The sequence below is a fragment of the Streptomyces sp. NPDC047043 genome (assembly GCF_040644055.1).
In the GTDB taxonomy this organism is placed as follows: Bacteria; Actinomycetota; Actinomycetes; order Streptomycetales; family Streptomycetaceae; genus Streptomyces.
This window is the reverse complement of sequence record NZ_JBEYVO010000054.1, coordinates 1-18,902: the sequence shown is the minus strand read 5'-3', so window position 1 is coordinate 18,902 and position 18,902 is coordinate 1. Positions and strand designations below refer to the sequence as shown.

Here is an 18,902-nt window from a genome sequence, read left to right as displayed (position 1 = left end):
GTAGGCGGGTGGTGCAGGTGGGTGGGTCGGTTCTGGGCGGGTCGGCGGGTGGTGCAGGTGGGTGGGTCGGTTCTGGGTGTTTCGGCGGGTGGTGCAGGTGGGTGGGTCGGTTCTGGGCGGGTCGGCGGGTGGTGCAGGTGGGTGGGTCGGTTCTGGGTGTTTCGGCGGGTGGTGCAGGTGAGTGGGTCGGTCCTGGACAGTTCGGCGAGCGGCGCAGACGAGGGAGCCGGACCTGTGCGGCTCGGCGGGCGGCGCAGACCAACGCCTTGGTTCTGGACGGTTCGGTCGGTGCCGAAGTGACCTGCTTCTAGCCTGCCGGTATGAGCGAGACCCCGCCGGAAACACCCGCCCGGGCCATCACCGGCATGGTGGAGCACGTCCTCGAGCTGGCTGCCACCTGGACGGAGTGGGACGGCAAGCCCGCCCACGTCGACGACCGTGTCTACACCCCGCACAAGGCGATCCGCCGCGTCGCCGACCATCTGGTCGACCACCTTGCCGAGTTGGAAGCCCGGTTGGCGGGTGAGGAGCCGCTGCCGGACCAGTGGCACGCGTCCGCGACCACGACCGACGCGGACCTCGCCCCGTTCACCCAGGAGGACCTCGACGAGGCCCGCAGCCGTCTCACCCGCCTCGCCCGCATCTGGGCCAACCGCCTCGACGCCCTCACCGACGCCCAGCTCGACCACTCGCCCGGCGAAGGGTGGAGTTTCCGAGAGCTGGCCCTGCATCTGAAGGGCTCGACCTACTACGCGGACGCGGTGGGTGATCTCTCGTGACCGAGTTCGCCGAGCTCCACCACGCCGAGGAGCCCCTGTTCCTGCCCAACGCCTGGGACCACGCCTCCGCCGCGGCCTTGGCCGCCCAGGGCTTCCGTGCCGTAGGGACGACGAGTCTGGGTGTCGCCGCGGCCGCCGGTCTGCCCGACGGCGCGTCCGCGACCCGCGACGAAACGCTGCGGCTCGCCCTCGCGCTCGGCACGGGGTCCTTCCTGCTGTCCGTCGACGCGGAGGGCGGCTTCGGCGAAGACCCGGGCGAGGTGGGGGAGTTCGCGCGCCAACTCGCCGCCGTGGGAGCCGTCGGCATCAACCTGGAGGACGGCCTCGGCTCCGCGCGACGGCACGCCGCGAAGATCGCCGCCGTGAAGGCCGCCGCCCCGGACCTCTTCGTGAACGCCCGCACCGACACGTACTGGCTGGGCGACGGTGCCGGTACGCGTGAGCGCCTCGACGCCTACCAACAGGCGGGCGCAGACGGCGTGTTCGTCCCCGGGCTGACGGACCCCGCCGAGATCGCCTGCCTGGTACGGCACTTGGGCGACCTCCCCCTCAACATCCTCTACTCACCCACCGGCCCCACCGTCCCCCACCTCACCGACCTCGGCGTACGACGGATCAGTCTCGGCTCGCTGCTGTACCGGACGGCCCTGGCCGCCGCCCTGGACGCGGCGGCGGACATCCGGGCAGGTCGGGCACCGCACGGCACGGCGCCGTCGTACGCGGACGTCGAGGCCTTGGCCCGTAGGAGCGAGCCGGGTCACAGCGCCCGGCGGTGAGTGCTTGGTACGGTGGAGACTTTCGTGGGTATCAGACCCTTTGGACTCATCTCCGGCGAGGGACCGAGGAACCATGGACATGGACATCCCCGGCGACAAGCGACTGGCGGCCGCCGTCGTGATGGACGACCAGGGCCGCGTGCTGCTGGTCCGCCGCAGCGCCACGGAGAAGTTCCTGCCCGGAGTGTGGGGCGTCCCCTGCGGCAAGCTCGATCCGGACGAGAGCGGCCCGGACGGCGCGTTGCGCGAGCTGAAGGAGGAGACCGGGCTCCTCGGTGAGGTCGTCCGCAAGGTCGGCGAGTCGTCCTTCGTCAGCGAGTACCGCGGGCACGACATCAAGAACTGGCAGGAGAACTTCCTGGTCAGGCCGCTGAGTTCGCAGATCACCCTGCCCGAGCCCGACCAGGCCCATGCGTGGCTCACCCGCTCCGAGCTGACCACGGTCGACATCGACGCCTACAACCTCGACATCGTCGACCAGGCCTTCACCAACTCCTGACCGGCCAACTCCTGAGGGCTAACTCCTGAGCAGCTCCGCCAGCCCGCTCAACGCCCCCAAGTAGTCATCCGTGGTCAGCGGCACCTTCGCCACCGTGCCCGGATGCGGGCCCGCCGCCGTGAACACATCGGTGTGCAGCCGCCGTTCGCTGCCCGTCTCCAGGAACAGCGTCACCGTCGGCACGTCCGTGTCGCACCAGGCGCGGTGCAGGGTGTGCGCCGGCAGGGCGTACGCGCTGCCCGCCGCGTACTGCCCCACATGTGTCAGCCGCAGCCGCGCGGGACCGGCCGGCTCCAGCAGCCAGTCCGCCGAACCCTCCCGAAGGGACTCCTCGTACCGTGCGGCCGCGATCCCGTCCCCGCCGCGGCCCTCGACGTCGTACAACTCCATGGCGAGCCGCCCGCGTACGACATAAGAGGCAAGCGGGGAACGGTGGTTGTGGATGTCCTCCTTGCCGACCGCGCCCGCGCCGGGATGCCACAGATGCGCGCGCAGCATGTGCCGCGGACCGCCGTCGATCAGCAGCAGCTTGTCGAAACCCAGGACATGCCGGTACGACAGCCGGGCACATCCCTCGGGGTCGCCCGCGCCGGAGGCGAGCTCGGAGATCAGCTCCAACAGGCGGTCGGGGGAGCCCAGTTCGGCGACGACGAAGCGGGCCGCGGCGACCAGTTCATGCTCGGGCGGATCACCGTCCAGCGCGCCGGACAGCAGCCGCCGCGCCGCGAGGACCTGCCGACCGCCCATGCATCCATCCCCCAACTCCGGCCCCTGTCCACGGTGTTCCCTGCTCCGGGTTCATTGTTCCGGCTGATACATCCATACGGCATGGGCGCGCAGCGCCGAAAGACCTTGATAGGTCATCCACATGGGATGGCGCAGCTCACCGCTGTCGGTGAGCCCCCAGGACCAGATGCCGTCCGTCTGCCCGGCCCACACCGCGGCGGCCGCACCGTCCAGCCGCTCGCGCCACGCCTCCTCCAGGCCGTCCTGCGCCGCGACCTCGCGGGCGCCCGGGGTCATCAGGGCGCGCAGCACCCAGGAGGCGGTGAAGTGCCGTACGTTCAGCACCTCGTGGCGCGAGGGGTCGTCCGTGCGCGGGCGGCGCACCTCCTCGCGAAGGTTCCGCAGGTCAGGGCAGCGGTGGTGGGAGGCGCTCGTGCAGGCCAGCAGCCAGCGCACACCGTCCTCCCGCGCGGAGCGCACGGCCGCGTTCTCGCGCTCGTCCAGTACCCGGGCGGCCCGGTCGAGGGCCACGACCGCCTGCGCGGTGTGCAGCGCGGAGGGCATTCCGTACGGCGGGTCGAGACGGTAGCTCCAGCAGCGCAGATGGTCGCGGCGCGGGTCGCTGATCGCGCCGTCCGACAGGGCCTCGCGCAGCTGCGGCAGGACGCCGGAGCCGGGCGCGGCGCGCAGCAGCCCGCGCAGCACGGTCGTCACGACATGGGTCGACTCCCGCCCCGCACGGTCGAGTTCGTGCGTGAACCCGGCCGCGCACCGGTCCACCTCCTCCGCCAGCCGCTCCCCGGACGCGCCCGCCCGGGCCAGCGCACCCAGCACCAGGGCGGTGACCTCGGGCCGGGCCTCCGCCCCCTGCGACCGCGCGGACCAGCCGCCGCCCGGCAGCCGAAGCCGCCACAGCGTGTCCACGAGATCGCCGGTGTGCAGCCGCCCGTCGGGCACGCCGAAGTCGAGCATGATGTGCAGGCCGTACGCGGTCCCGACGGAGGTGGGACGGGGCGGACTGGTCTCGCCGAGGGAGTGCGACCAGCCCGTGAGCCGCCCGCGGGCCGGGTCCTCGACCACGCACGCCTTCTCGGCGAGCGTGCCGTAGGCGGCGGCGAAGACCTCGGGCAGCGGGCCGGGTTCGGGACGTCGCGGGGCGGCGGGTCCACCGGCCGGAGAGCCGCCGGGGCCGGCCGCCGCCCGGGCCCGCACCAGCGCCGCCGCCAGCCAGGCGGCCGCGGCCGTCCCGATCCCGCTGACACCGGCGACCAGATATCTGGCGGCGTCCCCGCCGAGGGAGTCCGGCAGCACCCCGAACAGGAACTGGAACACGGCATACCCGGCGGCCGCGCACCCGAGGCTCCCCAGCCAGCCGACGAACCTCGCGGCCTCGCTCGGCCCGCCGGGTTCCGGTGCCGCACCGTCGGATCTCAGGGGACCGCGTCCCAGCTGCTGTTGAGACAAGGCACGCTCCTTCCCCCGAAGCTTCCAGTCTAGGCGGCCGACTGGTCAGCCGGGCGCGTGGGCCTCCCCTGCAACCAGCGTCTCGGCGAGCAACTCGGCGAACTCGACGGGATGTTCGGCCACACCGACATGCCCGCCGGGAAACTCGACGAAGCCGCCGCCGGTGTGCTCGGCGAGGAACCGGGCGGTGCGGTGCAGGAGTTGACCGCGGGAGTCGGAACCGGCGGCGAGGGTGAGGCGTGCGGAGGCCGAGGTGAGTGCGGTGAGTTCGGGCGCGTAGGAGGTGAACTGCCGCAGGACGTGGGCGAGGAAGAGAGCCATGGGGTTGGCCAGCTCCTCCTCCCACGAGAGGGGTTGACCCTCCGCCGGCTCCGCCTCCTGCCCGGTCAGGACGGCACCCAGACGGACGGCGGCCGCCTGCAACCCGGCGGCGCGATAAGTGTCGTACACCTCCTGGAAGTTGGCCTGCTGCACGGCCCCGTCCGGCAGCACCCTCACACACGGCGGCTCGTGCGCAACCACGTGGCTCAGCCGCTCGGGATGCCGGGCGAGCAGGTCAAGTGCGGTGACACCGCCGGAACTCGTCCCGAGGACGTACGCGGATTCGCCCTCGGGCAGCACCTCCTGGAGCACCCGCCGGGCCCCGTCGCTCCAGGCCTCCACCCGCTGGTCGCCCACGGGTTCGCCGAGCCGCCCGTGGGCGAGTCCGAGGGGGTCGTACGTCACGACGGTGAACCGGTCGGCGAGCACGGCGACCACTTTGTCGAACCCCATGGGATGCCCGGCGCCGCCGGGGATGACCAGTAGGACGGGCCCGTGACCCTCGATGTCGTAGTGCAGCGGCTCAGTCATGCGTCTTCCTCTCCCCGTTCTCCCCTTCGCGGGGCCAGTGTTCGAGCGTGATGTGCAGGGCGTCGACGGCCTTGTCCCAGGACTTCCGTACGTCGCGCGGGGCACCGAAGCCGCCGGCGGCCTCCAGGGCGCAGTAACCGTGGAAGGTGCTGCGCAACAGGCGTACGGCGTCGGTGAGATCGGGCTCCTCGAGGCCGTAGGCGCGGAGCATGCCGTAGGTGATCTCGGCGGTGCGGCGCAGATCGGGCGAGTCGGCGACGAGGGCCTGGTCGATACGGATCTGGGTCGCGGCGTACCGCCCGGGCCGCGCCAGCGCGAACTCCCGGTAGGCCCCGGCGAAGGCGGCCAGCGCATCCTTGCCGGCCCGCCCGGCGACGGCGACGGCGATCCGGTCGATCATCTCGCCACCGGCCATCAGCGCCATGCGGGTCCGCAGGTCCTGGAGATTCCTGACGTGCGAGTACAGGCTCGCGTCCTTGACACCGAAATGCCGGGCCAGGGCGGAGAGCGTGACCTTCTCGAACCCGACCTCGTCGGCGAGGCCGAGGGCGGCGGCGACGATGCGGTCGGGGGTGAGACCGGCTCTGACCACGGGGGACCACCTCTCGGACGCTCGGACTCCCGGGCTCTGGGGCTTTCGGGCTCTCGAAAGTCAAACCTAGAGGTCCTAGGAAAAAACCTAGTCGACACAGGGTGCGGTTGTCGCCCGATTATTTGCCCGAGTGATGGTCGGTGCCGAAGCTTCCCCGTCCGGTCATCGCTTCAGCGCGTCCAGTTCCCCCACCGCCGCCCGTACGTACTCCGGGTCCCGGCCGTCGCGGCGGCCGGCGCAGCCTCAACTCGCTGCAGATGGCGGTCCCTGCTGTGGCTGCTCCCGTCGCCGATACCGGGCACCCGCACGCTCGCGGATGCCCAGGCAGCATCACCGGTCCCCGTCACACCTTCGGATTGAGCCCGTTCGACAGCCCCGTGTAGGCGGGCTTCGCCGCGTAACTCTCGTTGTACGGCAGTGCCGACCCGTATCCGCTGAACGTCCCCGGCACCCACGAGTACTTGTCGGTGATGCCCCATACCGTGACCCCGGCGCAGCGCGGCACGCCCAGGCAGTTCTCGCTCGCCCTCTTGTAGTCGGTGGACTGCTGGGCGAGTTCGGCGGAGGAGGCGGGCAGCGGGATGCGGATGTCGAGTTCGGTGACGGAGACCTCGAGACCCAGGTCGGAGAAGCGCTTCAGGTTCGCCTTCATCGAGGAGGGGACTCCTCCCACGACGAAGTGGGACTGGAAGCCGATGCCGTTCAACGGGACGCCCGCGGCGAGGAGTTGCTTCGCCAGGGCGTACAGGGCGTCGCTCTTCGCGTTGTCCGCCTCGATGTTGTAGTCGTTGATGTACAGCTTGGCGTTCGGGTCGGCCGCGTGGGCCCACTTGAGCGCGTTCGCGATGTAGCCGGTGCCGAGCTTGGTCTGCCACAGCGAACTGCGCATCGAACCGTCCTCGTTGAACGCCTCGTTGACCACGTCCCAGGCGTACACCTTGCCCTTGTAGCGGCCCACCTCGGTGTCGATGTGGCTCTTGAGGATCGAATTCAGCTCGGACGCCGAGAAGTTGCCGTTCTTCAGCCAGGAAGGCAACTGCGAGTACCAGACCAGGGTGTGGCCCCGTACGCCCTGGTTGTGCGCCTGCGCGTGCGCCACCAGGCGGTCCGCGGCGGCCCAGTTGAAGCTGCCGCGGGTCGGCTCCACCGCGTCCCACTTCATCGCGTTCTCCGCCGTCACCGAGTTGAACTCCCGGTCCAGGACGGTGGTGTACGACGAGTCCGAGGTCAGCGGGGTGTCGCCGACAGCCGCGCCGATCTTCACGCCGCGGCCGTCGGCGTACCCGCGCAGAGTGGTCGCGGCCGAGGCGTGCGGGGTGAGTTGGGGCAGGGCGACGGCCGCGGCGGCGACCAGCGCACCCGCTGCGGCGAGCGGAAGGGGACGGAAGACGCGACGGCGGCGGTGGGTCCGGGGGGTGTCCGGCACGGCTGCTCCTCGGGGGCGGGGGAGATGTGGGGTGCGGGGTGCGTGAATATCTCAGTCGCCAGTCGCCGCCGGGAGCCGTAAGGTTGCCGGGGATTCGGGGGAGGTGCAGGTGTCGCACGAGGCGCAGAAGGACAGCGGACGCGCTCACGACACCACTCGTACCACCGGCCAACCCCTGTGGCGGCAACGGAACTTCGGTGTCTTCTGGGCCGCCCAGACCCTCTCCGTCCTCGGTGACTCCTTCGCCCTGATCGCATTGCCCCTGCTGGTCCTACAGGCCACGGGCTCGGTCGCGCGCATGGGCCTGCTGACGGCGGTGGGCGGTACGGCGGCGGTCGCGGCCGGGGTGTTCGCCGGGGTGCTGGTGGACCGGGTCGACCGCCGCCGGCTGCTGATCACCTGCGATCTCGTACGCATGGTGCTGTACGGGTCGATCCCGCTGGTGTGGCTGTTCGGCCCGCAGATCTGGCTGCTGTACCTGGTGCTGCCGCTGTGCGAGGCCGTCGGTACGTTCTTCGCCGTCGGCTATGTGACCGTCGTGCGCAGCCTGGTCGGGACCGAGCAACTGACCGAGGCCAACGGGCGGTTGAACGCGACGGCCGCCGCGGCCGGGGTGCTGGGGCCGCTGTGCGCGGGAGTCGTCGCCGGCTGGGCGGGCCCGGCCGCCGCCGTCGGTGTGGACGCGGCCAGCTTCGGGGTCTCGGCGGCCTGTCTGCTCCTCGTGCGCTTCCGCGCCCGCCCCGCGGACGACGACGGCGGCACGGCGCGGCGCACCGGCCTCTGGCGGGACCTGCGCACCGGAGTGTCCTTTCTCTACGGCCATCCGGTCCTCCGCTCCCTCACCGCCCTCCTCTTCGTCTTCAGCTTCCTCACCTTCGGCCTGAACGACCTGGTCATCTACCACCTCAAGCACGACCTCGGCCACGACGACCGCACGGTCGGCACGGTCATGGGGCTGGGCGCGCTCGGCACGATCACCGGAGCGCTGCTCGTGGCCCGCATCCGCCGCCGGCTCGGCTTCGGCTGGACCTGGCCGGGCGCGGTCGCGATGTGCGGCGTGGCGTTCGCCGGGCTCGGCTGGGCACGGGACGTGCCCGTGGTGGCGGCCCTGAGCGCGGCCTTCCTGGCCTGCGTCGGCATCGCGGGCACCTGCTCCATGTCCCTGCGCCAGGAAGTAACGCCGGAACACCTCCTCGGCCGCGTCACCTCGGCCTTCTGGACCCTCCACTACTCCGCGGCTCCCGCCGGCGCGGCGGTCCTCACCTGGGCGGCGGAACACCAGGGCACGGCACCGGTCGGCCTGGTGGCGGGCGGCTGCTGCGTACTGATCGCGGTGGCGGCGCTGTTCACGCCGATCCGGCGGTCTGGGCGCCACGCCTAACCGGCTCTTCGGCGGTCGGCGCGCCGGGCGACGTCGACGAAGGAACGCAGGGCCATCCACCGTGGACCGCTTCTTCCCCTCCTCCCGGCTGTGCTCCGCCTGCGGCAGCCTTGCCCAGGCGATGCCGCTGCATGTGCGGGCTGGCGGCAGCTGTCTGTGGAGCCGGCGTCAGACGCCAACGGAGTACTCCGGGCGGGCAGCCGGCGATGAAGGAGATGACCCCGCGGCGTGAGCCGTAGGAATCCCCCCTCGTGAACGAGGGGGGGAGGAAGTCAACCGTTCACCCCCGTGTAGTGCTTCAGGCTCCAGCGCCACAGCAGCCTCGCGCCGAGGTACGCGAGTGCTCCGAGCAGTGGGGAGAATGCCGCCAGCCAGTACGGGACGCCGGTGTCATGGCCGTGTCCGGTGAGCACGGCGGCCGGGAAGTAGGCGACGAACGCGAGCGGGAGGCCGAAGGTCAGGAAGCCGCCCACCGCCCGGGGCAGCACGTTCAGCGGGTAGCTGCCGAAGGTGCCGAGCAGTTCCTCCAGCCAGCGGCCCCAGTATCCGGCGGCCGGGAAGCGGAGGGATGCGCAGGCCACCGCCGTGAACAGGGCGGCCTCCAGCAGCATGCCGCCGATCAGGCAGGTGATCAGGTACGTGATGCGCCCGGCCGTCCAGTCGAGTTGGCTGCGGGAGAGGGCGCCCGCCATCAGGCCCACGGCCACGGTCAGGTCGCCGATGGCGTTGGTGGGGAAGTACTGCAGCTGTACCTGGCGGTGCACCGGCATGGGCCGGAGCAGGTAGATGTCGATCTGCCCTTCCTGGATGAACCGGCCGATGCCGTGCATGCGTCCGAGGAACAGCACGAACAGGCCGTGCGCCAGCATCCGCATCGCCGGGATGAGCAGCACGTCCGAGCTGTCCCAGCCGCCCATCCCGGAGAACCGGGACAGCAGCACGGTCGCGAACACGATCACCGACACCTGCCAGATGGCGCCGATCGCGACCATCAGCAGGAACTCGGTGCGGTACTCCAGTTGGGAGCGGAAGTTGAGACGCGTGATGCGCCACGCGGTCCGGACGGCATTCAAGGGCATCAGCCTCCTTGGGAGATGACACGGCGGGCGGCCCGCCGCCACAGGAACCGGGTGAACAGGTGCAGCAGCACGACCCAGCCGGCCTGGATCGCCAACTGCTCGCCCGCGTCGGACAGTCGGATGCGGCCCACGTACAGCGACAGCGGCACGTTGAGCGTCGCCTGGAACGGCAGGAAGGTGCTCAGGGTCCGGAACCACCCGGGGAAGAACCACAGCGGGGCGTACACCCCGGACAGCAGGTTCTGCGCGAAGATCAGGATCAGCATCGCCGCGGTGTTGCGCACGGTCCAGAAACACATCTGATCCAGCAGGAGCATGACGTGGTACAGGACCAGCTGCCCGAGCAGCAGGCTGACCACGAACACCCCGGCCACCGCCGCCGACTCGGGCGGCTGGACCACCCCGGCCGCGAGACACACCACGTACCCGGCCAGCGCCCACGCGGCTCCGTAGATCTGCTCGCCCAGGGCCCGCAGGGCGTGGTAGCGGGCGGGCGGCAGCGGGCGCAGGTACCAGTAGACGATGGTGCCGAAGTGCATGTGCTGGATGACGGTGTCGCGGCCCGCGTACTGGTCCAACTCCCGCAGCCGGGACGCCAGTACGGCCAGCACGGCGTACGAGATGGCCTGCTCGCGGGTGAGTCCGGCGGTGGGGCCGGAGTGCGCGTACAGACCGCTCCACAGGGAGGCGACCAGGACGATCTGGACGACCAGCCGGACCAGGACGGCCGTCATCCGGGGCGGTGCGTGCAGCTCGCCGAGCGGGGTGACGCGGGCGGCGCGCCACGCGTGCAGGACCGCCATCTCAGGCCTCTTCCGCGGCCGGCCCCGCGTGGACGTACGCGGCCCGCATCACGTCCTCCAGGTCGGCCTCGTCGATGGCGATGCCCGTCACCTCGTACCGCTCTATGACCGCCTTGAGCGCCTGGTGGACGGTGGGTGCGTCGGGGCCGTCGGGCCCGAACACGACCTGCGGGCCCTCCTGTCGCAGCAGCGCGATGCCCGGCGGCGGTTCGACGGCGGTGTGCGCGTCGGCGAGGGTGGCCCGCACCTGCCAGGTCGAGCCGTACTTGCGGCGGATCTCGTCGAGCGTGCCGTCGAGGACCAGCCGCCCGTGGTTGATGAGGACGACCCGTTCGGCGAGCCGCTCGACCTCGGTCATGTCGTGCGTGGTCAACAGGACCGTACGGCCGCGCTGTTCGACCTGATGCCGCAGGAACTCCCGTACCTGTTCCTTGACCACCACGTCCATGCCGATGGTCGGCTCGTCGAGGAAGACGACCGGCGGATCGTGCAGCAGCGCGGCGGCCAGGTCGCAGCGCACGCGCTGGCCGAGGGAGAGGTGGCGGACGCGGGTGTCCCAGAAGCTGGACAGTTCGAGGATGCCGTCGAACTCCTGGAGGCGGGCGGCGTGTTCGGCCTTGGGTACCTCGTAGATGTCCCGCAGGATCGAGAAGGACTCCTTCACCGGCAGGTCCCACCACAGCTGGGTGCGCTGCCCGAAGACCGCGCCGATGTTGCGGGCGTTGCGCTCCCGGTCCTGGTACGGCACCACGCCCGCGACCCGGGCGTCGCCGGACGTGGGCGTGAGGATGCCGGTGAGGATCTTGATGGTGGTGGACTTGCCGGCGCCGTTCGGGCCCAGCAGGGCGAGGAGTTCGCCGGGGGCCACGTCGAAGCTGATGTCGGAGACGGCGTGCTTGACGACCCGTTCCGGGTTGACCAGGGATCTGAGCGCGCCGGCGAAGCCGGGGCGGCGGACGGTGGTGTGGAAGGAGCGGGAGAGGGAGCGGACCTCGATGCTGCCGATCACTCGACGTACCTCCGGGTGAGCTGGATCAGCCAGACGGTCGCCGCGAGCGAGGCGGCGGAGAGTGCGGTCAGCAGCCAGGGGACGGCATGGATGCCCGAGGCCTCGATGCCTGCCCCCAGCAGTGGGGGAGCCGCCACTCCGCCGATCATCGACGCGGCGATGACCCAGGCACCTGCGCGCCTCGCCTGGGGAAGCGCCCTGTTCAGCCAGGGCAGACCGGTCGGAAAGACCGGCGCGATGAACAACCCAACACCCGCATACGCGACCGGCGCCACTCCTTTTACACGTGCCAGCAGCAGGCAGACGGTCATGCCGGCCGCGCAGATCGTCAGGATGCGCTCGGGGGAGTACTTCAGGGTGATCGGTACGACGAGGAAGCGGCCGGCGGTCATCATCAGCCAGTAGAGCGAGGTGGCCGAGGCGGCCACGGTCGCGCTGTAGCCGACGGTCTCCAGATGGGTGGGCTCCCAGCCGCCGACGCCCGCCTCCACGCCGACGTTGAGGATGTAGAGGACGAGGAAGCCGACGAGGATGCGGGGGAGGCCCAGCGAGCCGGCTGTCTTTTCGTCCGGCGGTTCAACGGGTCTTGTCCGTACGCCACTTGAGCCGAGCGGGACCAGAACCGCAGCAAGCACGGCGCAGATGCCGAAGGCGTACGCGTACTCGTCCGGGCCGAGCCATGCCACCACCGCCGGTCCGAGCACCGCTCCGATGCCGAAGTGGGCGTTGAGGACGTTGAGCATGGCGGTGGAGCGGTTGCCGAAACCGACGGCGAAGAGCTGGTTGAGGCCGTAGTCGATGCCGCCGAAGCCGAGGCCGCCGAGGAAGGCCGCCGCCAGGGCGAGGGGCCAGTTCGGGGCGAGTGCGAAGCCGGCGCCGCCGAGTGCCATCAGGCCGTAACTTGCCGCGAGGAGTGCCCTGTTGCTGATCCTGGAGTGGATGGCGTTGAAGGCGAGGACGCCCGCGACGCCGCCGGTGAAGTGCAGGCTCAGGCCCAGGCCGGCGCCCGTGGGGGAGAGGCCGAACTCCTCGCGCAGGCCCGGTACCGCGGGTCCGTAGAGGGCCTGGAGCATGCCGATGAGGACGAAGCCGAGGCAGGACGCGACCGCGGCCGGCCGACTGAAGAGCCGACCGGCCGCAGTGGACCGCGTGTCGGTGTCCGTCAACTGATCTCCGAGAAGATGAAGGAGAACTCGGCCGGTTCGGCCTGCAGGCGGTACTGCGGAAGTACGCCCGGGCCGCAGGAGCCCGTGCCGATGCCGTGCAGGCCGTGGTCGAGGTTCACCCACACTGTGTCGCCGGCCGTGAGGTCGGTGAGGTGGGCGGCCGCGTCCAGCTGCTCGGTCGTCCAGCGGCGGGCGCTGAGGAAGAACTCCGGGTCGCCCTCGATGCGCAGCCCGCCGAGCTCCGCCCAGCGGACGTCGGCACGCGCGCCGTTCTCCTGCGGGCGTAGGTACGGCGTCTGCAGCCCGTCGACCGTGGACTCCCAACGGCCGATCCTGGACGCCGACTTGGTGTCCGGATAGCCCTCGCCGGGACCGCCGCCGTACCACTTCACACCGTCGGCCTGGGCGAGCCCGAAGCGCACGCCGAGCCGCGGCAGCGGCACGGGCCACTCGCCCTGCGGTCCCACGGACACGGTGAGCTTGAGGCGGTTGCCGTCCGACGTCCAGCGGTACACCGCCGCGAGCCCGAACTCCCAGGCGGCCGGGGCGACTCGGGTGCGAACGGTGAGCGCGTCGTCGTCGAGCTCGACGGAGTCCAGGCGGTGCCGCATGCGGTGCAGGCCGTACTTGCGCCACTGCTCGGCCGAGCGGATGCCGGTCAGCCACTCGGCGCCCTCGTCGTTGTCGGTGGTCGCCCGCCACACATCCAGGCGCAGTCCGCTCACCGCTACGCCGCCGATGGTCTTCAGCGCACCGGTGCGGGCGTCGAAGGAGGCGGGGCCGAGCGTGATCACCCGGTCGCCGGCCACCGGACCGTCGGTCGGGGTGACGACCGGCAACGGCCGTACGGAGACGGGGACTTGGCCCCACGTCACCTCATGGCCGGCCGGCCCCCACGCGGTGTCGGCCGCCAGCAGCGCGCGTACCGTCCACTGCGTCTCACCGCCATGGTGGTCGGCAGGCGGTTCGGGCAGCTTGACGTCCGCGGACTCGCCCGGGGCGAGCGCGGGCACCGTCAGGGAGCCCGACTCGACGGTCTCGCCGTCCGCTTGGTACGACCACTCGAAGGCGAATGCGGAGAGGTCGGCGAAGTCCTGCTTGTTCGTCACCCGTACGGTGCCGTCCGAGCCCTCGAAGGAGACCGGCTCGATGACCTTCCTGAACTCGAGCAGGCCGGGCGAGGGCCGCCGGTCCGGGAAGATCAGGCCGTCGCAGACGAAGTTCGCGTCGTGCAGCTCCTCGCCGAAGTCGCCGCCGTATGCGAAGCCCAGCTCGGGGTGGGTGATGCCGTGGTCGATCCACTCCCAGATGAAGCCGCCCTGGAGGCGGTCGTACTTCTCGAACAGCTCCTGGTAGTCGGCGATGCCGCCGGGGCCGTTGCCCATGGCGTGGCCGTACTCGCAGAGGATGAAGGGGAGTTCGCGGCGCCTGTGCGTGCCGCCGTCCAGCTCCTCGCCGATTCTCTCGACCTCGCCGTGGGAGGCGTACATCCGCGAGTACATGTCGGTGTCGCGGCAGTTCCAGTCGCCCTCGTAGTGCACGAGGCGCGAGGCGTCCCGGCCGTGGATCCACTCGGCCATCGCGGTGAGGCCGCGTCCGGTGCCGGCCTCGTTGCCCAGCGACCAGATCACCACCGACGCGTGGTTCTTGTCGCGTTCGACCATGCGCGCCGCACGGTCGAGGAGGGCCGGGGTCCAGCGGTCGTCGTCGACGGGGTTGTCCCGCCAGGCCTGCTCGGTGAAGCCGTGGGTCTCCAGGTCGCACTCGTCGATGACCCACAGGCCGTACTCGTCGCACAGGTCCAGGAACGCCGGGTGCGGCGGGTAGTGCGAGGTGCGCACGGCGTTGAGGTTGTGCCGCTTCATCAGCAGCACGTCCTCGCGCATGGTCTCCAGGTCGAGCGCGCGGCCCTTCTCCGGGTGCCACTCGTGGCGGTTGACGCCCTTGAAGAGCACCGCCTTGCCGTTGACCTTGATGAGGCCGTCGGCCAGCTCCACGGTACGGAAGCCGATGCGCAGGGGAACGCGCTCGCCCTCGGTGACCAGCTCGCCGGCGTACAGCTTCGGCACCTCGGCCGACCACGGCTCGACCTGCACCGTCACCGACTCGCCGGTCGCGACATCGATGTCCAGGGCGGGCACGGACACCCGCCCGTCGACGTCGGAGTCGACGCGCAGGGTGCCCTCGCCCGTGACGTGGTCGTAGGCGGCGTGCACGAAGAAGTCGAGGGCGCTGCCCGCCGGGCGGTGCAGCAGCGTCACGTCACGGAAGATGCCCGGCAGCCACCACTGGTCCTGGTCCTCCAGGTATGAGCCGGCCGACCACTGGTGCACCCGGACCGCGAGCACGTTACCGGCCGGCTTCAGCAGATGCCCGACCGCGAACTCGTGCGGCAGCCGGGAGCCCTTGAACTCGCCGATGTCCGTGCCGTTCAGCCAGACGCGGGCGCAGGACTCCACGCCGTCGAAACGGATGACCGCGCCACCCTCGGAAAGCTCCGGCCAGTCCGCGGGCAGGTCGAAGACGCGCAGATGGTCGCCGGTGGGGTTCTCCGTCGGGACGTGCGGCGGGTCCACCGGGAAGGGGTAGAGATGGTTGGTGTAGATCGGCAGGCCGAACGCGCCGTCGCCCTGGAGCACCCAGTGGCCCGGGACCGCTACCTCGGCCCAGTCCCCGGCGTCGAATCCGGGCTCGGCGAACGAGTCGTCCTCGGCGTCGACGGTCGGCGACACACGCAGCCGCCAACTGCCGTTCAGTGAAAGGGACTTCGCGTCGGAGGACGCGTACCACGCGCGGGGCGGGAGGGCCCCGCTGCCGGGCGAGACGTCCTCGACGTAGTCGGTGGCCGTGGTCGTGCGGAAAGACATCGGTCTCCAGGTCGTGAGTGGAGGGCGTCAGCCCTTGATACCGGTCTGCGCGATCCCCTGCACCAGCCAGCGCTGGAGGAAGAGGAACACGAACACCAGGGGCAGGATGGAGATGGCGGTGGCCATGAAGATCAGATGGAAGTTGACGGTCTGGTTGGTCATGAAGGACGAGAGCGCGATCTGGACGGTCCAGGAGCTCGGGTCCTGGCCGATGACCAGCGGCCACAGGAAGGCGTTCCAGGCGCTGATGAAGGTGATCGTGGCGATCGCCGCGAAGAAGTTCAGCGAGTTGGGTACGACGATCCGCCAGTACGCGCCCCAGTAGCCGAGCCCGTCCACGCGTGCCGCCTCCTCCAGCTCCTTCGGGAATCCGAGGAAGTACTGCCGGAAAAGGAAGCAGGTGAAACCACTGAACAGGCCCGGGATGATCAGACCGCGGTAGGTGTCCACCCAGCCGAGTGACGAGACCAGCACGAAGCTGGGTACGAAGGTGACGGCCGTCGGGACCATCAGGGTCGCCAGGACGGCGTAGAAGACCTTGTTGGCGTGCCGGTAGGGGATGCGGGCCAGGCCGTAGCCGGCCAGGGAGCACACCAGGAGGGTGCCGAAGGTGGTGAGGACGGCGACGACCAGCGAGTTCACCATGGAGCGGCCGAACTCGACCGTGGGGTCGTCGAAGAGCTCGGAGATGTTGTTCCACTGGAAGGACGGGAGCCACTTCCAGGTCTCGCCCGTGATCTCCGGGTCCGTGGACAGGGAGTTGCGGACGATCAGGTAGAAGGGGATCAGGAAGAGCAGTGCGGCAACGCTCACGGCGACGTACAGGCCCGTGTTGCCGAGGACGCCCCGGCCCTTCTTGCGTGGCTTGCCGACCTGAGGTGCGGTGGTGGTCACTGGGACTCCTCCCCCCTTCCGAAGCCCATGATCTTGCCCTGGAGCAGGGTGACGAGGCAGATGAGCAGTGACAGGATGACCGCGCCCGCGCTGCCGGCTCCGTAGTCCTGGCTGGTGCCGAGGGCCGCCTTGTAGAGCTCCATGAGCGGTGTCTGGGCCCAGGTCGCCTTGGTTCCGATGATGTTGAAGAACTCGTCGAACGCCTGGTACGCGGCGATGAGCAGCAGCAGGATCACCGCGGTCGAGGTGGCCCGCAGCTGGGGCAGCGTGATGTGCCGGAAGGTCTGCCAGCCCGGCTTGGCGCCGTCGATGGCGGCGGCCTCGTACAGTTCCGCCGGGATGTTCTGCAGCGCCGCCAGGAACAGGATCATGTAGAAGCCGGACTGGATCCACAGGCGCAGGGTCACGATGACCAGCCAGTACCAGGGCGGGCTGGGGTCGGCCAGATAGGCGATGTTGTCGACGCCGAACCAGCCGAGGACCGTGTTCATCAGGCCGAAGCGGACGCCGCTGAAGATGGACATCTTCCAGATCAGTGCGGCGGCGACGTAGGACACGGCGGTCGGCAGGAAGAACACCGACCGGAAGAACGCCCGCATGAACCGCAGTCGGTGCACCAGCAGCGCAAGGCCCAGCGACAGCGCCCAGGTGGTCGGCACGATGAACGCGGCGAACACGGTGAACGTCAGCAGCGAGCCGGGGAAGTTGCTGTTGGTGAGGATCTGCTTGTAGTTGTCGAAGCCGATGAAGTTGCTCGGCGTGACGGTGTACCGCGCGTCGAAGAAGCTGAGCCAGATGCTCCAGCCGATCGGCACGAAGACGAAGATCACCAGGCCGATGAGGAACGGCCCGGTGAAGAGCCAGAAGTTGAGGGTGGCGTTGCCCCGCAGGCCCCGCCGCGGCCGGGCCGGGGAGGCCTTGGCCGGGGCGGGCTGGGCGACCCCGCGCGTGGTGGTGGTCGACATGTCGTGGTCTACCCGGCGGCCTATCCGAACAGCTTCTTGAGCTCGACGTTGACCTTCTTGTCGCAGGTGTCGAGCGCCGCCTCGGGGTTGCCGTTCTTGCGGACGGAGGACGCGATCACGTCGGCGAACGCGGTCTGCATGGTCTGGTCGTAGGAGATGTTGTCGAAGTGGCCGTAGTCGGTGAAGAGCTTGACGCCCTCAGCCGGCAGGCCCGACTTGAGCTTCGTGGCCGAGTTGGCGATCGACGTGCGCGGCGGGATGTGGAAGCCGTACGACAGCGCCCAGTCCTCCTGGTACTTCTTCTGGTCGATCCACAGCCACTTGACGTACTCCTTGGCCGCGTCGACGTTCTTGCCCTTGGCGTTGACGAACATCGACCAACCGCCGTTGTAGACCGACTGCTTGCCGGCGCTGCCGATCTTCGGGAAGGGGAAGATGCCGAGGTCGTCGCCGAGCGCCTTCTGCATGGCCGGCATGGACCACATGCCACCCCACTGGATGGCACACAGGCCCTGGTTGAGCGAGGACGGGTCCCAGAAGTCGGTGGGCGCGTCGAGCAGCACGTTGCCGCTGGTGAACAGCTTACGGAGCTGCTTGAGGCCCTCGACGACGCCGTCCGTGTGGTAGGCGATCTTGTTGTTCGCGTCGATGGTGTCGGCGCCGGCCGAGAAGATGAGGACGTTCTGGATCGCGGTGAAGTCGTTGCCGAGGAAGACGCCCTTGACCTTGTCGGTGGTGAGCTTGGCGGCGGCCTCGAGCAGCTCGTCGAGCGTGGTCGGCACGTCGACCTTGGCCTTCTCCAGCATCGACTTGCGGTAGTAGAAGAACTGCGGGTCGTCGATCATCCGTATCCCGTAGATCTTCCCGTCGACCGTGTGCGACTTGATGTCGTTCGGGTTGAAGTCGTCCTTGACCGGGTCGATGAGGTCGCTCAGGTCGGCCACCTGGCCGCTCTTGACCATCTGCAGCTGCGGGTGGAACTCGAAGACGTCGGGTGCCTGCTTGGTGAGCAGCGCCGAGAAGAGCTTGGCCTCGAAGTTGTTGCCCGTGATCCAGTTGGTGGTCACGTTGGCGTCCTTGTACGCCGCCGCGTACCGCTTGATGGCCTGCTCCGTCCCCGCCTCGCCGTAGGCGTGGAAGTACTGGACGAGCTGCTTGCCCGAACCCCCGCTCCCACCACGGCCGTTGTTGCTGCCGCACGCGGCCAGCGTGCCGGCGGCGGCCATTCCCGCGGCCGCCCGGAAGAGAGATCGGCGGGAGAAGTTGCTGTTGCTCAATGCCGACATGCTGACGTCCTTGTCTCGATTGCGGCTGCGGCTCCACGGCTTCAGCGCGACGTGGCTCAAATTGCGTTGCGGTGCGGGACGTTAACCTTCGGCTAAGGCTTCGGCAAGGGGTTGGACGAAGTCTGTTCGAAGCGTTAAATCCGGTTCGGCATCCCGAACGTGGGGGTGGTGCAGGGGGGTTGAGGGCCGCCGGGTCAGGGTGTGGCCGGCGGCCCTCGGTCATGGGGGCAGGGCGGTGCTAGGCCCAATGCCGTTGCTTTACGTGGTTGCGGGTTGGGGTCGTTTGATGCGGACTGCTCGGGCGCCGGTGTGGGTGGGTTGGGGCCAGGTGTGGTGTT

Annotated in this window: 17 protein-coding genes and 1 pseudogene; 5 read left to right on the top strand and 13 right to left on the bottom strand. The window is 70.0% G+C overall.

The genetic code is table 11. The features are described 5' to 3' along the window. Positions 1 to 320: 320 nt before the first annotated feature. The 3 genes from ABZ880_RS50925 to ABZ880_RS50915 all read left to right on the top strand — a co-directional run bounded on the left by ABZ880_RS50925 (position 321) and on the right by ABZ880_RS50915 (position 2,054). Entirely contained in the window at positions 321 to 779 is a 459-nt protein-coding gene (locus ABZ880_RS50925) for a hypothetical protein (protein WP_361278033.1), read from the top strand. Then, positions 776 to 1,555: an isocitrate lyase/phosphoenolpyruvate mutase family protein gene (locus ABZ880_RS50920; protein ID WP_361278031.1), complete on the top strand. Its 780-nt coding sequence runs from the start codon at positions 776 to 778 to the stop codon at positions 1,553 to 1,555. The genes ABZ880_RS50925 and ABZ880_RS50920 overlap by 4 nt, the downstream gene beginning before the upstream one ends. A 79-nt stretch (positions 1,556 to 1,634) precedes the next feature. Further along, entirely contained in the window at positions 1,635 to 2,054 is a 420-nt protein-coding gene (locus tag ABZ880_RS50915; protein ID WP_361278075.1) for an NUDIX hydrolase, read from the top strand. Positions 2,055 to 2,072: 18 nt separating this feature from the next. Here ABZ880_RS50915 and ABZ880_RS50910 read toward each other — a convergent pair whose 3' ends face one another. From ABZ880_RS50910 to ABZ880_RS50890, 5 genes are all read right to left on the bottom strand, one after another. Next, complete coding sequence (locus ABZ880_RS50910; protein ID WP_361278029.1) at positions 2,073 to 2,801, bottom strand: hypothetical protein; 729 nt, start codon at positions 2,799 to 2,801, stop codon at positions 2,073 to 2,075. Between the two features lie 51 nt (positions 2,802 to 2,852). After that, the gene (locus ABZ880_RS50905) at positions 2,853 to 4,244 is read right to left on the bottom strand and encodes a hypothetical protein (protein ID WP_361278027.1); all 1,392 of its coding nucleotides are present in this window, start codon (positions 4,242 to 4,244) and stop codon (positions 2,853 to 2,855) included. Positions 4,245 to 4,289: 45 nt separating this feature from the next. Next, positions 4,290 to 5,096 carry an alpha/beta fold hydrolase gene (locus ABZ880_RS50900; RefSeq protein ID WP_361278025.1) on the bottom strand — a complete coding sequence of 269 codons (807 nt, stop codon included), beginning with the start codon at positions 5,094 to 5,096 and terminating at the stop codon, positions 4,290 to 4,292. Then, positions 5,089 to 5,688 (bottom strand): WHG domain-containing protein, encoded by a 600-nt coding sequence (locus ABZ880_RS50895; RefSeq protein ID WP_361278023.1) that lies wholly within the window; start codon positions 5,686 to 5,688, stop codon positions 5,089 to 5,091. Before ABZ880_RS50895 ends, ABZ880_RS50900 begins: the two co-directional genes overlap by 8 nt. A 343-nt stretch (positions 5,689 to 6,031) precedes the next feature. After that, a complete protein-coding gene (locus ABZ880_RS50890) occupies positions 6,032 to 7,114 on the bottom strand; it encodes an endo-1,4-beta-xylanase (RefSeq protein WP_361278021.1) in 1,083 nt (360 codons plus the stop codon). Between the two features lie 109 nt (positions 7,115 to 7,223). Between ABZ880_RS50890 and ABZ880_RS50885 the strand changes: the two genes are divergently transcribed. Both ABZ880_RS50885 and ABZ880_RS50880 read left to right on the top strand, forming a co-directional pair. Beyond that, positions 7,224 to 8,495, top strand: coding sequence for an MFS transporter (locus ABZ880_RS50885; RefSeq protein ID WP_361278019.1), 1,272 nt, complete (start codon positions 7,224 to 7,226; stop codon positions 8,493 to 8,495). Between the two features lie 61 nt (positions 8,496 to 8,556). Then, a pseudogene (locus ABZ880_RS50880) lies at positions 8,557 to 8,734 on the top strand (RNA-guided endonuclease TnpB family protein); the annotation flags it as partial. A 33-nt stretch (positions 8,735 to 8,767) separates the two neighbouring features. Here ABZ880_RS50880 and ABZ880_RS50875 read toward each other — a convergent pair. From ABZ880_RS50875 to ABZ880_RS50840, 8 genes are read right to left on the bottom strand one after another with little or no spacing between them, the layout of a single operon-like run. Next, positions 8,768 to 9,574 (bottom strand): ABC-2 family transporter protein, encoded by an 807-nt coding sequence (locus ABZ880_RS50875; protein WP_361278017.1) that lies wholly within the window; start codon positions 9,572 to 9,574, stop codon positions 8,768 to 8,770. After that, positions 9,574 to 10,377, bottom strand: coding sequence for an ABC-2 family transporter protein (locus ABZ880_RS50870; protein ID WP_361278015.1), 804 nt, complete (start codon positions 10,375 to 10,377; stop codon positions 9,574 to 9,576). Before ABZ880_RS50870 ends, ABZ880_RS50875 begins: the two co-directional genes overlap by 1 nt. A 1-nt stretch (position 10,378) precedes the next feature. Continuing rightward, positions 10,379 to 11,386, bottom strand: coding sequence for an ATP-binding cassette domain-containing protein (locus tag ABZ880_RS50865; protein WP_361278013.1), 1,008 nt, complete (start codon positions 11,384 to 11,386; stop codon positions 10,379 to 10,381). Next, positions 11,383 to 12,552, bottom strand: a complete 1,170-nt coding sequence (locus tag ABZ880_RS50860) for an MFS transporter (RefSeq protein WP_361278011.1) — start codon at positions 12,550 to 12,552, stop codon at positions 11,383 to 11,385. The genes ABZ880_RS50865 and ABZ880_RS50860 overlap by 4 nt, the downstream gene beginning before the upstream one ends. Further along, on the bottom strand, positions 12,549 to 15,419 hold the full coding sequence (locus tag ABZ880_RS50855) for a glycoside hydrolase family 2 TIM barrel-domain containing protein (protein WP_361278009.1): 2,871 nt from the start codon (positions 15,417 to 15,419) through the stop codon (positions 12,549 to 12,551). Before ABZ880_RS50855 ends, ABZ880_RS50860 begins: the two co-directional genes overlap by 4 nt. Positions 15,420 to 15,446: 27 nt before the next feature. Further along, complete coding sequence (locus ABZ880_RS50850; protein ID WP_361278007.1) at positions 15,447 to 16,313, bottom strand: carbohydrate ABC transporter permease; 867 nt, start codon at positions 16,311 to 16,313, stop codon at positions 15,447 to 15,449. After that, complete coding sequence (locus tag ABZ880_RS50845) at positions 16,310 to 17,278, bottom strand: sugar ABC transporter permease (RefSeq protein WP_361278005.1); 969 nt, start codon at positions 17,276 to 17,278, stop codon at positions 16,310 to 16,312. The genes ABZ880_RS50850 and ABZ880_RS50845 overlap by 4 nt, the downstream gene beginning before the upstream one ends. Before the next feature lie 20 nt (positions 17,279 to 17,298). Beyond that, a complete protein-coding gene (locus ABZ880_RS50840) occupies positions 17,299 to 18,564 on the bottom strand; it encodes a sugar ABC transporter substrate-binding protein (protein ID WP_361278003.1) in 1,266 nt (421 codons plus the stop codon). Between the last annotated feature and the right edge of the window lie 338 nt (positions 18,565 to 18,902).

Excerpts from the sequence above, each read along its gene's own strand:
- ABZ880_RS50870 (WP_361278015.1), bottom strand. The coding sequence starts at position 10,377 with ATGGCGGTCCTGCACGCGTGGCGCGCCGCCCGCGTCACCCCGCTCGGC.
- ABZ880_RS50900 (WP_361278025.1), bottom strand. The coding sequence starts at position 5,096 with ATGACTGAGCCGCTGCACTACGACATCGAGGGTCACGGGCCCGTCCTA.
- ABZ880_RS50915 (WP_361278075.1), top strand. The coding sequence starts at position 1,635 with ATGGACATCCCCGGCGACAAGCGACTGGCGGCCGCCGTCGTGATGGAC.
- ABZ880_RS50845 (WP_361278005.1), bottom strand. The coding sequence starts at position 17,278 with ATGTCGACCACCACCACGCGCGGGGTCGCCCAGCCCGCCCCGGCCAAG.
- ABZ880_RS50840 (WP_361278003.1), bottom strand. The coding sequence starts at position 18,564 with ATGTCGGCATTGAGCAACAGCAACTTCTCCCGCCGATCTCTCTTCCGG.
- ABZ880_RS50855 (WP_361278009.1), bottom strand. The coding sequence starts at position 15,419 with ATGTCTTTCCGCACGACCACGGCCACCGACTACGTCGAGGACGTCTCG.
- ABZ880_RS50875 (WP_361278017.1), bottom strand. The coding sequence starts at position 9,574 with ATGCCCTTGAATGCCGTCCGGACCGCGTGGCGCATCACGCGTCTCAAC.
- ABZ880_RS50925 (WP_361278033.1), top strand. The coding sequence starts at position 321 with ATGAGCGAGACCCCGCCGGAAACACCCGCCCGGGCCATCACCGGCATG.
- ABZ880_RS50910 (WP_361278029.1), bottom strand. The coding sequence starts at position 2,801 with ATGGGCGGTCGGCAGGTCCTCGCGGCGCGGCGGCTGCTGTCCGGCGCG.